Source organism: Serratia sp. A07 (assembly GCF_058725505.1).
This window is the reverse complement of sequence record NZ_JBZXDO010000004.1, coordinates 259,558-274,543: the sequence shown is the minus strand read 5'-3', so window position 1 is coordinate 274,543 and position 14,986 is coordinate 259,558. Positions and strand designations below refer to the sequence as shown.

Below are 14,986 nucleotides of genomic sequence, written 5' to 3'. Positions count from 1 at the left end.
TACAAGTATATGTTAATAAGCCCTACGCATTGTTATGCCGTGGTACTCATCCCCACCGCGGCATGGAATCTGCACCGATACTGTTTGAGGAAACTGCTGTGACTACAAATAACAAAGTTCGCAATGTCGATGTACGCGCGCCACGCGGCACACAATTAAACGCAAAAAGCTGGCTGACCGAAGCGCCGTTACGCATGCTGATGAACAACCTCGATCCTGAAGTTGCGGAGAACCCACACGAGCTGGTGGTGTACGGCGGCATCGGCCGCGCCGCACGCGACTGGGATTGCTACGACAAGATCGTCGAAACCCTGAAAACGCTGGAAGAAGACGAAACCCTGCTGGTGCAGTCCGGCAAGCCGGTCGGCGTCTTCAAAACCCACAGCAACGCCCCGCGCGTGCTGATCGCCAACTCCAACCTGGTGCCGCACTGGGCGACCTGGGAACACTTCAACGAACTGGACGCCAAAGGCCTGGCCATGTACGGCCAGATGACCGCCGGCAGCTGGATCTACATCGGCAGCCAGGGCATCGTTCAGGGCACCTATGAGACCTTCGTCGAAGCGGGCCGCCAGCATTACGACGGCAGCCTGCAGGGCCGCTGGGTACTGACCGCCGGCCTGGGCGGCATGGGCGGCGCGCAGCCGCTGGCCGCGACGCTGGCGGGCGCCTGCTCGCTGAACATCGAATGTCAGCAGAGCCGCATCGATTTCCGCCTGAAAACCCGCTACGTCGATGAGCAGGCCAACGATCTGGACGACGCGCTGGCCCGCATCAAAAAATACACCTCAGAAGGCAAAGCCATCTCCATCGCCCTGTGCGGCAACGCGGCGGAAATTCTGCCTGAGCTGGTTCGCCGCGGCGTGCGCCCGGACATGGTCACCGATCAGACCAGCGCCCACGATCCGCTGAACGGCTACCTGCCGAAGGGCTGGAGCTGGGAAGAGTATCGCCAGCGCGCCCAGACCGAGCCGGCCAAAGTGGTCGCCGCCGCCAAGCAGTCGATGGCCGATCACGTCAAAGCCATGCTGGCCTTCCAGCAGATGGGCGTGCCGACCTTCGACTACGGCAACAACATTCGCCAGATGGCGAAAGAAACCGGCGTCGACAACGCCTTCGACTTCCCGGGCTTCGTGCCGGCCTACATCCGTCCGCTGTTCTGCCGCGGTATCGGGCCGTTCCGCTGGGCGGCGCTGTCCGGCGATCCGCAGGACATCTACAAAACCGACGCCATGGTGAAAGAGCTGATCCCGGATGACGAACACCTGCACCGCTGGCTGGACATGGCGCGCGAGCGCATCAGCTTCCAGGGCCTGCCGGCGCGCATCTGCTGGGTTGGCCTTGGCCAGCGCGCCAAGCTGGGCCTGGCGTTCAACGAGATGGTGCGCCGCGGCGAACTGTCCGCCCCGATCGTCATCGGCCGCGACCACCTGGATTCCGGCTCCGTATCCAGCCCGAACCGTGAAACCGAAGCGATGAAAGACGGTTCCGATGCGGTTTCCGACTGGCCGTTGCTGAACGCCCTGCTGAACACCGCCAGCGGCGCCACCTGGGTTTCCCTGCACCACGGCGGCGGCGTCGGCATGGGCTTCTCCCAACACTCCGGCATGGTGATCGTCTGCGACGGCACCGACGAGGCCGCTGAGCGCATCGCCCGCGTCCTGCACAATGACCCGGCTACCGGGGTCATGCGTCACGCCGACGCCGGTTACGATATCGCTATCGACTGCGCCCGTGAGCAAGGCCTGAACCTGCCGATGGTTGCCGCGACCCAAGGAGAAAAAGCATGAAAGCGCTGACTATTCGCCCAGGCAAACTGACGCTGGCCCAGCTACGCGACGTCTATCAACACCCGGTGACGCTGACGCTGGACGACAACGCCTACGCGCCAATCCAGCAGAGCGTGGCCTGCGTGGAACGCATCGTTGAAGAAAACCGCACCACTTACGGCATCAACACCGGATTTGGCCTGCTGGCTTCGACGCGCATCGCCCGCGACGATCTGGAAAACCTGCAGCGTTCGATCGTGCTGTCACACGCCGCCGGCGTGGGCGAGCCGACCGACGACAACCTGGTGCGCCTGATCATGGTGCTGAAGATCAACAGCCTGTCGCGCGGCTTCTCCGGCATTCGTCTGGAAGTCATTCAGGCGCTGATCGCGCTGGTCAACGCCGAAGTTTATCCGCATATTCCGCTGAAAGGCTCCGTCGGCGCCTCCGGCGACCTGGCGCCGCTGGCGCACATGAGCCTGGTGCTGCTGGGCGAAGGCCAAGCGCGCCATCAGGGCCAATGGCTGCCGGCGACCGAAGCGCTGGCCAAAGCCGGCCTGAAACCGCTGACGCTGGCGGCGAAAGAGGGCCTGGCGCTGCTGAACGGCACCCAGGTCTCCGCCGCCTTCGCGCTGCGCGGCCTGTTCGATGCCGAAGATCTGTTCGCCGCCGCGACCGTGGCGGGCAGCCTGACGGTGGAAGCGGCGCTGGGCTCCCGCAGCCCGTTCGATGCGCGTATCCACGAGGTGCGCGGCCAGCGCGGCCAGATCGACGCCGCCCTCGCCTATCGCCACCTGCTCGGCGCGCGCAGCGAAGTCTCCGACTCGCACCGCAACTGTGAAAAAGTGCAGGATCCTTACTCCCTGCGCTGCCAGCCACAGGTAATGGGCGCCTGCCTGACGCAGATCCGCCAGGCCGCCGAGGTGCTGGAAATTGAAGCCAACGCCGTCTCCGATAACCCGCTGGTGTTCGCCGAACAGGGCGACGTGCTGTCCGGCGGCAACTTCCACGCCGAACCGGTAGCGATGGCCGCCGATAACCTGGCGCTGGCGTTTGCCGAAATCGGTTCGCTGTCCGAGCGCCGCATCTCGCTGATGATGGACAAGCACATGTCGCAGCTGCCACCGTTCCTGGTGGAGAACGGCGGCGTGAACTCCGGCTTCATGATCGCCCAGGTGACCGCTGCGGCGCTGGCCAGCGAAAACAAAGCGCTGGCGCACCCGTCGAGCGTCGACAGCATTCCGACCTCCGCCAACCAGGAAGACCACGTTTCCATGGCGCCGGCCGCCGGTCGCCGCCTGTGGAGCATGGCGGACAACGTGCGCGGCATTCTGGCGGTCGAATGGCTGGCCGCCTGCCAGGGCCTGGATTTCCGCAACGGCCTGAAGACCTCGGAAGGTCTGGAGCAGGCGCGCCGTCTGCTGCGCGAGCATGTCAGTTTCTACGACAAGGATCGTTTCTTCGCCCCCGACATTGAAGCCGCCAGCCAACTCTTGGCGGCCGGTCACCTGACATCGCTGCTGCCTGCGGCGCTGCTGCCTAGCCAGGCATAATCATCACACACTGAATCACGCAGTTTGTTCTGCCCCGCCGGGTGCGTTCCACCCGGCGCGGGCAGCGCGTGCCTGTTCGGCAAACACTTAACGGGAAGCAACATGCGTAACGAAACGACACAACTCAGACGCGGACTAAACGCGCGGCACATCCGTTTCATGGCTCTCGGCTCGGCGATCGGCACCGGCCTGTTCTACGGCTCCGCCGGCGCCATCCAGCTGGCCGGCCCGGCCGTGCTGCTGGCCTACCTGGTGGGCGGCGCGGCGGTGTTCATGGTGATGCGCGCGCTGGGTGAAATGGCGGTGCACCAGCCGGTTTCCGGCTCGTTCGGCCACTACGCCAGCCACTATCTCGGCCCGCTGGCCGGGTTCCTCACCGGTTGGACCTACACCTTCGAAATGGTGATCGTCGCCCTGGCGGACGTCACCGCCTTCGGCATTTATATGGGGCTGTGGTTCCCGGAGGTCGCCCAGTGGGTCTGGGTGCTCAGCATCATTCTGTTTATCGGCGCGCTCAACCTGTGCAGCGTCAAGGTATTCGGCGAGCTGGAATTCTGGCTGTCGCTGGTCAAGGTCGCCGCCATCGTGGCGATGATCGTCGGCGGCGCGGCGGTGATGCTGTTCGGCTTCGGCCAAACCCAGCACGCCACCGGTATCAGTAACCTGTGGCAGCACGGCGGCTTTATGCCTAACGGCATCGGCGGCGTGGTCGCGTCATTGGCGGTGGTGATGTTCGCCTTCGGCGGCATCGAGATCATCGGCATTACCGCCAGCGAGGCGAAAGACCCCGCCAAAGTGCTGCCGAAAGCGATCAACGCCGTGCCGGTGCGCATCCTGCTGTTCTACGTGCTGACGCTGACGGTGCTGATGGCGATCTATCCGTGGAACAGCATCGGCCAGAACGGCAGCCCGTTCGTGGAGATCTTCAGCAACCTCGGCATCAGCTCCGCCGCCAACGTACTGAACGTGGTGGTGATCACCGCCGCCATCTCGGCCATTAACAGCGACATCTTCGGCGCCGGCCGCATGATGTACGGCATGGCGCAGGACGGCCAGGCGCCGCGCAGCTTCACCAAACTGACCGCCAGCGGCGTGCCGTGGATGACGGTGCTGGTGATGTCGATCGCTCTGCTGCTGGCGGTGGTGCTCAACTACCTGATCCCGCAGAAGGTCTTCATGATCATCGCCTCGATCGCCACCTTCGCCACCGTCTGGGTGTGGCTGATGATCCTGCTGTCGCAGATCGTCATGCGCCGCACGCTGTCGCCGGAGGAAACCCGTCAGCTGAGCTTCCCGGTGCCGTGGTGGCCGGTGGCGCCGGCATTGGCGACCGCCTTTATGGCATTTGTCATCGGCCTGCTCGGCTACTTCGAAGAGAGCCGCATCGCGCTGTACGTCGGGCTGGTGTGGATCGCTTTACTCACCGTGGCTTACTGGCTGTGGGTGCGCAAGAAAGGCGGCGGCTCGCCGGTGAGCGCGGCAACGCAGCAGATGTAACGCTCACTTCTAATAAAACCCGCTGCGGCGGGTTTTTTATTGCGCCAACGCCCGCCCTATATCCCCCTGCAGATCCACGGTGTCGCCGATCGCATATATACCCTGCTGGCCGTAAACCTGCAGTGTTTGGCGATCGGCCGGTAGTCACCCCTCGCCGTTTTGAATATCGCCCAGATCGGTGTTGCGCACCGCGCTGCCGCAGGTAATCGTCCAGTATCAATGTGGTTTCAATCGGCGCGATGCCGCACTGGTGGGGTGCATTAGGCGTTTCAGGGAAGGAAACGGTGATAAAGATGCGTCCTTTTTCTATGGTCGCCAGTTTATGCGCCAACCGCCTGGCGGCCTGATACTGATAGAACTGATCGCTCGCCAGCACCGACCCTTCGATGCGTTTCGGCCAGTGCACGTAGTCTGTGGCAAACACCAGGAAATCATTAGAATAATGCTTGCCGCTTTGTGTCATTATATATTACCACTTTAAATTGAAAGACTCCGACTTATCAATAATAAACGGTATTTCAGGCCGCAAAACACTCCGCCGTGAGCACGTGAGCTCCTGCTTGAAAAAGCTAGTGAACGCCACATACATAAAAGTCGGTTTGTAATAATGCAGTGGTGAATACGATACCATTAATGACTTAACTTTATTGTTAATAATTTCTTGGTGCAACTTTGCGACCAATACATTGGCCAGTATAATACCACCAGTTCCGTCGCCGGTAATGACGACTAGCTGTCGCATTACCCCCACCTAGCAGGAAGCGGGAAACTTCAAAGCACCACTATAATTAAATGGCTCAGCGTAACGTCTGGTAACAACACTATTAACAGTCTGCAAACCAAAACAAATCAGCAAAATAGATATAAAAAAATAATTTTCATTATAAAAGAGTTTAATTCACAGACATAAAAGGAAAGAACACAACCGCTGATAAGTATCCCCTCGTGACTGCCTGATTCAAGTGGAACAAAAATGTCCTAAAAAAGAAACCCACCACTTAAGTTACAAGGTGGGTTATCCAGTTATACACTTAACCTACCGAGGGAGCGGCATGTTTAATGGCGGTTAATTTACGCGTAATTATCCTCTCGACAAACTCGTAGAACAGCACTGAGAAAAACACACTCGCAACCAACGTGCTGACGTTAAACAAGATAGGGTCGTTCATAAACTCGGTATGCTTATAGAGTATTCCTGCGGCGGCAATAATAAAAAGATGAGCCAAATAAATAGAGTAAGACGCATCCCCCAAATAAGAGAGCGGCCTAACCATACTTTCATTACTTTTTAATTTATCTTCAAGCATAACGAAGACATTGAACAATACGGTAGAATACAAACCATAAGTGAGGACACCATCATGAGTGCCATAAAAATAACCGACCAACGCGGCAATCGATGACAAGACAACCAGCGTTAACGATTTTCCTTTCGTGTAGAAAAGGAATGATAGTACCCCGAGCAAAAACTCTCCCATGTAATGGGTGAAGAAAAATCCAATATAGTAATTTTCATAAGAAAATTTAGAACAAGCCCAAACAACCCCAAGTAATACTGAAACAGTCACATATCTATTTGGCGTCAAAAGAGATAGCGAAAAAATGATATAGAAAATGAACTCATATCGCAATGTCCAAGCCACTTCGAGCAGCATTGATTTTCCTTCAACAGGAAACAACAGATATGAGTTTATGACACCGGGAGGAGCCATAGTGCTATTTACAGATGATGGGCTTATAATAAAAACGGCAAGTGCTACTGAAGTTAGAACCCAGTATATTGGGATAATCCGAACAAACCTTTTTTTCATAAAGGAAATAAAATTAACTGATTTCCCATGAGTGATATAGGCCATAATGAAACCGGAAATAATGAAGAACAAGTCTACGCCATATTTTCCAACTTCAAAATAATTCCCATTTGTTATAGCGAGAAAGTCAGACTTTCTGCCAACATGGTACAGCACCACTGCCAACGCGGCTATCGCTCGCAAAAGTTGAATTGAAACCACCTATACTCCAGTCTGTACGAAGACAGTAACATAAAATATGGCCCCGACTCTATACCAGCAGTATTGTAAAAGAAAGTTCAAGTTGAACCAGTACAGGGGGAATTTCCATTTTTCAGATAAGCTCTAATCCGTTTGCAACGAATAGATACGTCTAATGCATGTTTTTTGATTGTCAATGTCAAACTTCCGGCATCGTAAACCATAAAAAAACCCGCCGCAGCGGGTTTTTATTTAACAACCGAATCGGTCGAACTTACTGGCCTTTAACTTCTTTCAGGCCGTTGAACGGCGCACGGTCACCCAGCGCTTCTTCGATACGGATCAGTTGGTTGTATTTGGCAACGCGGTCAGAACGGCTCATAGAACCGGTTTTGATCTGGCCAGCCGCAGTCCCTACCGCCAGGTCAGCGATGGTCGCGTCTTCGGTTTCACCGGAACGGTGTGAGATCACCGCGGTGTAGCCAGCGTCTTTCGCCATCTTGATAGCAGCCAGGGTTTCGGTCAGAGAACCGATCTGGTTGAATTTGATCAGGATGGAGTTAGCGATGCCTTTCTCGATGCCTTCTTTCAGGATCTTGGTGTTGGTCACGAACAGATCGTCGCCCACCAGCTGGATTTTGTCGCCCAGAACTTTGGTCTGGTAAGCGAAGCCCGCCCAGTCGGATTCATCCAGGCCGTCTTCGATAGACACGATTGGGTACTGTTTGGTCAGATCTTCCAGGAAGTGAGTGAACTCTTCGGAAGTGAAGGCTTTATTGCCTTCGCCGGCCAGCACGTATTTACCGTCTTTGTAGAATTCGGAAGCCGCACAGTCCATCGCCAGGGTCACGTCTTTGCCCAGCTCGTAGCCCGCCGCTTTTACCGCTTCAGCGATAACCGCCAGCGCTTCGGCGTTGGAACCCAGGTTTGGTGCATAGCCACCTTCGTCGCCCACGGCGGTGTTCATGCCTTTGGCTTTCAGAACTTTCGCCAGGTGGTGGAACACTTCAGAACCGATGCGCACCGCTTCTTTCAGGGTTTTCGCGCCAACCGGCTGAATCATGAATTCCTGAATGTCGACGTTGTTGTCAGCGTGCTCGCCGCCGTTGATGATGTTCATCATCGGCAGTGGCATGGAGAATTTGCCTGGGGTGCCGTTCAGTTCAGCGATGTGCTCGTACAGCGGCATGCCTTTAGAGGCTGCGGCCGCTTTCGCTGCTGCCAGGGAAACCGCCAGAATGGCGTTGGCGCCGAAGTTGGATTTGTTCTCGGTGCCGTCCAGATCGATCATGATCTTGTCGATGTTCGCCTGGTCTTTGGCATCTTTACCCAGTACTGCCTGAGCAATCGGACCGTTTACTGCAGCAACGGCTTTCAGTACGCCTTTACCCAGGAAACGAGACTTGTCACCGTCACGCAGTTCCAGCGCTTCGCGGGAACCGGTAGAAGCACCTGACGGCGCAGCAGCCAGGCCTACGAAACCGCCTTCCAGATGAACTTCGGCTTCAACAGTCGGGTTACCGCGGGAGTCGATGATTTCACGACCGATGACTTTAACGATTTTGGACATTAGGTTTTCCTCAGTACAAGTTAAACTAAAACTCCAGACAAACAGCGCGCGGTTCTCACCGCGCGCCGCCTACCAAATATTTTATTTCACCTGGCGCTTCTGATGCTCGCCTGCGGCTTTCACGAAGCCGGCGAACAGCGGATGCCCATCACGCGGCGTAGACGTAAATTCCGGGTGGAACTGACAGGCTACAAACCACGGGTGATTCGGCAGTTCAATGATCTCAACCAGCTTGTTGTCGGCGGAACGACCGGCGACACGCAGCCCTGCGGCTTCGATCTGCTTCAACAGCATGTTGTTAACTTCGTAACGGTGACGGTGACGCTCGACAATGGTCGGTTCGCCGTACAGCTGACGCACCAGGCTGTTGTCGATCAGGTTGCACTGTTGGCCACCTACGCGCATCGTGCCGCCCAAATCGCTTTCTTCGCTGCGCACTTCGACGTTGCCGTCTTCGTCGCGCCATTCGGTGATCAACGCCACCACCGGGTACTTACAGTCTGGCATAAACTCGGTGGAGTTGGCGTTTTCCATGCCCGCCACGTTGCGAGCAAACTCCATCAACGCCACCTGCATGCCCAGGCAAATGCCCAGATAAGGAATGTTGTTCTCGCGCGCATAGCGTGCGGTCATCACTTTGCCTTCCACGCCGCGGTAGCCGAAGCCGCCCGGGATCAGGATCGCGTCCAGCCCTTTCAGCACTTCCACGCCGCGGGTTTCCACGTCCTGCGAATCGATCAGCTTGATGTTTACGGTCAGACGGTTTTTCAGCCCGCCGTGCTTCAGCGCTTCGATCACCGACTTATAGGCGTCCGGCAGCTCAACGTATTTGCCGACCATACCGATGGTCACTTCGCCGCCCGGATTGGCTTCTTCGTAGATCACCTGTTCCCATTCGGCCAGGTTGGCTTCCGGTGCGTTCAAGCTGAATCGTTTACAAATATAATCGTCCAGCCCCTGAGATTTCAATAGGCCTGGGATTTTATAAATAGAATCAACGTCTTTCAGAGAGATAACCGCTTTTTCCGGCACGTTGCAGAAAAGCGCGATTTTAGCGCGTTCGTTAGCAGGAACCGCGCGATCGGAACGGCAAATCAGCACATCCGGCTGAATACCGATGGAAAGCAGCTCTTTTACGGAATGCTGGGTCGGCTTGGTTTTCACTTCACCAGCTGCCGCCATGTACGGCACCAGCGTCAGGTGCATGTACAGAGTGTGCTCGCGGCCCACTTCCACCGCCATCTGACGGATGGCTTCGAGGAACGGCAGCGATTCGATATCGCCGACGGTGCCGCCGATTTCCACCAGCACCACATCGTGGCCTTCGCCACCTTCGATGATGCGCTCTTTGATCGCGTTGGTGATGTGCGGAATGACCTGCACGGTCGCACCCAAATAGTCGCCGCGGCGTTCTTTACGCAGCACGTCGGAGTAGATGCGGCCGGTGGTGAAGTTGTTGCGACGCGACATTTTGGTGCGGATGAAGCGCTCGTAGTGACCCAAATCCAGATCGGTTTCTGCGCCGTCTTCGGTGACGAAAACTTCCCCATGCTGAATCGGGCTCATGGTGCCCGGATCCACGTTGATGTACGGGTCCAGTTTCATGATGGTAACGTTGAGGCCACGGGCTTCAAGAATAGCCGCCAGAGAGGCTGCGGCAATGCCTTTACCCAGAGAGGATACGACCCCGCCGGTCACAAAAATATAATTAGTTGTCATGCTGAACCTGAGAGTTTAGGTTTAAAGACGATGGAAGAACCAGGACGGGAAAGTAGTATACCCGAACCTCTCCTGACCTACAAACGATCGTTTTGCTGTCCATCATCTCGGCCGCCCTCCCGTGTTCATCAGGGTTTACTCCGCCGGCGCCGCCTAAACCCTCCAGGTAAAACAAAGAGTTAGCAGAGAAAATTTCTTTTTACCGCCCCTCAGGAGCGATAAAACGCCTTAGATTTCAGTTTGTTGCCCTTTTGCTGCCGCCGGCAGCCATACGCCTCTAACCTGACCGAAAGCTTAACCGTTTCAGCTCAAGCGAACCTTGTCGGCGATCAACATTGTCGCGGCGATTCAACTTTCCTGACGTTTCACCTGCTGCCAGGCCTCCTCCATCTGCTCCAGCGTAGCGTCTTCAAGCCGCAGCCCGCTTTGCTGGACAATCTCTTCCACCTGGCGGAAGCGGCGCTCGAACTTGCGGTTCGCCGCCTGCAGCGCGTTCTCCGCCTTGTGGCCTAAATGGCGCGACAGGTTCACCGTGGCGAACAGCAGATCGCCGATCTCCTCTTCCAGCTTGCTCTCGTCGACCACCGCCTGGCGGGCTTCGTGCATCACTTCGTCGATCTCTTCGTACACTTTGTCCAGCACCGGGCCCAGGGTATTCCAGTCGAAGCCGACCGAGGCGCAGCGTTTCTGGATCTTGTGCGCTTTCATCAACGCCGGCAGCGCCTGCGGAATATCGTCCAGCACCGAGTGCAGCGCTTTTTCGGCGCGCTCACCGGCCTTCAGCTGCTCCCAGCGCGCCGCCACGGCTTCGCTGTCTCCGCCCTCGGCGTCGCCGAAGATGTGCGGGTGACGGCGCTCCAGCTTGTCGCTGATGGCGGTACACACCTCATCGAAATCGAATAGCCCCTGCTCCTGCCCCATTTGCGCGTAGAACACCACCTGAAACAGCAAATCGCCCAGCTCGTCGCGCAGATCGGCGTAGTCCTGCCGCTCGATGGCGTCCAGCACTTCGTAAGTCTCTTCCAACGTATAAGGCGCAATGGTGGCGAAGGTTTGCTTGCGGTCCCACGAGCAACCGATCTGCGGGTCGCGCAGCGTTTTCATGATGTTCAGCAGACGCTGCAGCGAAGTGGATTGGGTCATAAAAAATCTCTGAGAAAGCATGGGGGCGCAGGGGAGCGCCCGCCGAATTCATGGATTTCGGGCCGCATCCGCTATCGATACAGCCCGAAAGGCAATGTGGGCTTAGTTGCCGTGCAGACGCTTGGCGTCTATCACGTCCGGCAGCTGGTTCAGCTTCGCCAGCACCCGGCTCAGCACCTGCTGGTTGTAGATTTCGATATCCATGTCGATGGTGGCCAACTGCTTCTTGGTGTCGCTGCGGCTGGCGACGCCCAGTACGTTGACCTTTTCGTTGGCCAGAATGGTGGTAATGTCGCGCAGCAGCCCGCTGCGATCGTTGGCCATCACGCGCACCACCAGCGAATAACCGCTGGAGTAGCTTTCACCCCATACCGCGTCGACGATGCGCTCCGGCGCGTGCGATTGCAGATCGACCAGCTGATCGCAGTCCGCACGGTGGATCGAAATACCGCGCCCCTGGGTGATAAAGCCGACGATGTCGTCGCCCGGGATCGGCTGGCAGCAGCGGGCGATATGGTGCATCAGGTTGCCCACGCCCTCCACCACCACCCGGCCGTTGTCCTTGTTGCGGGCCGGCGGCGGCGCTTTCTGCTGCACCAGCTGGCGCAGCGCCTCGCGATCCTGCTCTTCGGCGCTCGGCTTGTTGAACTTGCCCTGCAGGTAATTCACCATCTGGTTCAGGCGAATGTCCCCACCGCCGATCGCCGCCAACACCTCGTCCAGCGAGTTCATGTTGTAGCGCGGGATCAACAGCTTCTCGGCCTCTTTCAGGCTGATGCCGAGATGCTCCAGTTCGTTGTCCAGCATCTGACGACCGGCGAGAATATTTTTGTCGCGATCCTGCTTGCGGAACCAGTTATGGATCTTCGAGCGCCCGCGGCTGGTGGTGACATAGCCCAGGTTCGGGTTCAGCCAGTCGCGGCTCGGGTTCGGCTGCTTCTGGGTGATGATCTCAATCTGATCGCCCATCTTCAGCTGATAGGTAAACGGCACGATGCGGCCGCCGATCTTGGCGCCGATACAGCGGTGACCGACGTCGCTGTGAATGTGGTAAGCGAAATCGAGCGGCGTGGAGCCGGCCGGCAGATCCACCACGTCGCCTTTCGGCGTAAACACATAGACCCGATCGTCGAACACCTGGCTGCGCACTTCGTCGAGCATCTCGCCGGAGTCCGCCATCTCTTCCTGCCAGGCAATGAGCTTGCGCAGCCAGGCGATGCGTTCTTCGTAGCCGGAGCGCACGGTCACGCCCGCGCCCTCTTTGTACTTCCAGTGTGCGGCCACGCCCAGCTCGGCGTCTTCATGCATTTGCCGGGTGCGGATCTGAATCTCGACGGTTTTGCCGCGCGGCCCCAGCACCACGGTGTGGATCGACTGGTAGCCGTTGGGTTTCGGGTTGGCGACATAGTCGTCGAACTCGTCCGGCAGATGACGGAAATGGGTATGCACGATGCCCAACGCCGCATAGCAATCCTGCAGGCGCTCCGCCACGATGCGCACCGCGCGCACGTCGAACAGTTCGTCGAACGCCAGGTGCTTTTTCTGCATCTTGCGCCAGATGCTGTAGATGTGTTTCGGCCGGCCGTAGATCTCCACCCGAATACCTTCGCTGGCCATCTCGGTGCGCAGCCCGGCGACGAAATCGTCGATGAACTGTTCGCGATCGATGCGGCGCTCATGCAACAGCTTGGCGATGCGCTTGTATTCTTCCGGATGCAGGTAGCGGAAGCAGAAATCCTCCAGCTCCCACTTCAGCTGGCCGATGCCGAGCCGGTTGGCCAGCGGGGCGTAGATGTTGGAACATTCCTTCGCCGCCAGCACGCGTTCGTCTTCCGGCGCGTCTTTCACCTCGCGCAGATGGGCGATGCGCTCCGCCAGCTTGATGACCACGCAGCGGAAATCCTCCACCATCGCCAACAGCATGCGGCGCACGTTGTCGACCTGTTCGGAGGCCATCGAATCGTTTTGGGTGGCTTTCAGTTGGCGAATGGCGTCCATGTCGCGCACGCCGTGCACCAGCGCGACGATGCCCTTGCCGAACGCTTCGGTCAGGGTCTCTTCCTGCACGATGCCGGCGTCCACCAGCGGGAACAGCAGCGCGGCGCGCATGCTGTCGTTGTCCATGCTCAGCGTCGAGAGGATTTCCACCATCTCCAGACCGCGCCACAGCAGCAGCGAGGCGTCGGGATGGTTCTGGGTCTGCTGCTCACAATAACGCCAGGTTGCGGCCAATCGCTCACATGACTGCGGGTTAGGTAGCCCCAAGCCGGCGATCCACTCATCGAGAGCGAATTCACCCGCCGTATTCAGATGTGCACTTCTTACCGCAACCATAACTTCTCCCTACTTTGCAGCGACCTCTGGCGCGCGCTCGTTGATAAACAGCGCCATTGATTCAAGATGCCCCGTGTGCGGAAACATATCCAACATCCGCACGCGCGCAAGACGATAACCGGCGCTCAACAGCACTTTGCTGTCGCGAGCCAGCGTGGTGGGGTTACAGGAAACATACACCACCCGCGCCGGCGCCAGTTTTACAATGTGTGACATCACCCCGGCCGCACCGGCACGGGCGGGATCCAGCATCACCTTATCAAACCCTTGTGCTGCCCAAGGTTGCCGCGCAACGTCGTCCTCCAGATTCTCGTGGAAGAACGATGCATTATTCAGCTTATTCTTATGTGCATTATATTGCCCATTCGCTACCAGCGTGGCAACACCTTCGATGCCCACCACCGCAGCGGCCCGGCGCGCCAACGGCAGGGTGAAGTTACCCATGCCGCAGAACAGGTCCAGCACCCGATCATTGGGTTGAATATCGAGCCATTCAAGGGCCTGCGCCACCATTTGTTGGTTTACAGCGTCATTGACCTGAATAAAGTCGCGCGGGCTGAAGTCTAAGCGTAGCCCGTCAACCTGATAATACGGCGTGTCACCGCACAGTTTCTCCACGCGATCGCTGTCCGGCGCCAGATAAACGGCGACGTTTTCCCGCTCGCCAAACGCCAACAGCGCCTGCCGATCCGCCTCTTTCAGCGCGTCGAGATGGCGCAGCACCAGCAGCGGGCCGTTGTCCGCCAGCACCAGCTCCACATGCCCCAGCCGCCGTACCGCCTGCAGCCCGCTCAGGCAGGCGCGCACCGGCGCCAGCAGCTGTTCCAGCTCCGGTCGCAGCACCGGACAGTGCTCCACCGCCACCAGCTCACTCGAGGCCGCCTGTCGAAAGCCCATCATCAGGCGCTGCAACTTCGGCTGCCATGCCAGGCTCAGGCGAGCGCGGCGGCGATAGCCGTATTCCGGGCCGGCGATCACCGGTTCCTGCTGCGGGGTCACCCCGGTTTCGCGGGCGATCATGCGCACCAGCGCCGCCGCCTTGCTCTGCTGCTGCAGCGCTTCATCCGCATGCTGCTGCTGGCAGCCGCCGCAGACGCCGAAATGCGGGCAGCGCGGCGTCACCCGCTGCGGGCTACGGCTCAGCAAGCGTTTGAGCTTGCCTTTGGCGAACTGGCGCTTGTCTTCGGTCAGCTGGATTTCCGCCTGCTCGCCAGGCAATACGCCCGGCACGAACACCGCTTTGCCGTCGTGGCGCGCCACGCCCTGGCCGAAAGGATCGAGATCGCTCACCGTCACGGTGAAGATTTGTGAGCTCTGCCGGGTCGTCACGCGGCGTTTGGGAGAGTAGAATTGCGCCATATTTGTCGATTGTGTGCTGGTTCATTAAGCTAGTGTCAGCTGTCAATTCTC

General features: G+C 58.1%; 9 protein-coding genes and 1 pseudogene. 3 read left to right on the top strand and 7 right to left on the bottom strand.

Going from position 1 to position 14,986, the window contains the following annotated elements; genetic code table 11:
• Positions 1–98: 98 nt before the first annotated feature.
• From hutU to AC4PR2_RS06650, 3 genes are all read left to right on the top strand, one after another.
• Complete coding sequence (gene hutU / locus AC4PR2_RS06660; RefSeq protein WP_041033306.1) at positions 99–1,790, top strand: urocanate hydratase; 1,692 nt, start codon at positions 99–101, stop codon at positions 1,788–1,790.
• Complete coding sequence (hutH, locus tag AC4PR2_RS06655) at positions 1,787–3,322, top strand: histidine ammonia-lyase (protein ID WP_019455102.1); 1,536 nt, start codon at positions 1,787–1,789, stop codon at positions 3,320–3,322. The genes hutU and hutH overlap by 4 nt, the downstream gene beginning before the upstream one ends.
• A 102-nt stretch (positions 3,323–3,424) precedes the next feature.
• Positions 3,425–4,819 (top strand): amino acid permease, encoded by a 1,395-nt coding sequence (locus tag AC4PR2_RS06650; protein WP_060430874.1) that lies wholly within the window; start codon positions 3,425–3,427, stop codon positions 4,817–4,819.
• Positions 4,820–4,888: 69 nt separating this feature from the next.
• Here the strand turns inward: AC4PR2_RS06650 and AC4PR2_RS06645 are convergent.
• The 7 genes and pseudogenes from AC4PR2_RS06645 to rlmD form a co-directional block, all read right to left on the bottom strand.
• A pseudogene (locus tag AC4PR2_RS06645) lies at positions 4,889–5,561 on the bottom strand (NAD(P)/FAD-dependent oxidoreductase); the annotation flags it as partial.
• Between the two features lie 289 nt (positions 5,562–5,850).
• Positions 5,851–6,831 carry an acyltransferase family protein gene (locus tag AC4PR2_RS06640; protein WP_492174954.1) on the bottom strand — a complete coding sequence of 327 codons (981 nt, stop codon included), beginning with the start codon at positions 6,829–6,831 and terminating at the stop codon, positions 5,851–5,853.
• A 253-nt stretch (positions 6,832–7,084) separates the two neighbouring features.
• Positions 7,085–8,380 carry a phosphopyruvate hydratase gene (gene eno, locus AC4PR2_RS06635; RefSeq protein ID WP_038873548.1) on the bottom strand — a complete coding sequence of 432 codons (1,296 nt, stop codon included), beginning with the start codon at positions 8,378–8,380 and terminating at the stop codon, positions 7,085–7,087.
• Between the two features lie 81 nt (positions 8,381–8,461).
• Positions 8,462–10,099 carry a glutamine hydrolyzing CTP synthase gene (pyrG, locus tag AC4PR2_RS06630; RefSeq protein ID WP_033637139.1) on the bottom strand — a complete coding sequence of 546 codons (1,638 nt, stop codon included), beginning with the start codon at positions 10,097–10,099 and terminating at the stop codon, positions 8,462–8,464.
• 348 nt (positions 10,100–10,447) lie between these two features.
• Positions 10,448–11,242 (bottom strand): nucleoside triphosphate pyrophosphohydrolase, encoded by a 795-nt coding sequence (mazG, locus tag AC4PR2_RS06625; RefSeq protein ID WP_197802402.1) that lies wholly within the window; start codon positions 11,240–11,242, stop codon positions 10,448–10,450.
• 102 nt (positions 11,243–11,344) lie between these two features.
• Entirely contained in the window at positions 11,345–13,576 is a 2,232-nt protein-coding gene (gene relA, locus AC4PR2_RS06620; RefSeq protein WP_038873545.1) for a GTP diphosphokinase, read from the bottom strand.
• Positions 13,577–13,585: 9 nt separating this feature from the next.
• Complete coding sequence (gene rlmD / locus AC4PR2_RS06615; protein WP_141957995.1) at positions 13,586–14,935, bottom strand: 23S rRNA (uracil(1939)-C(5))-methyltransferase RlmD; 1,350 nt, start codon at positions 14,933–14,935, stop codon at positions 13,586–13,588.
• Positions 14,936–14,986 lie beyond the last annotated feature (51 nt).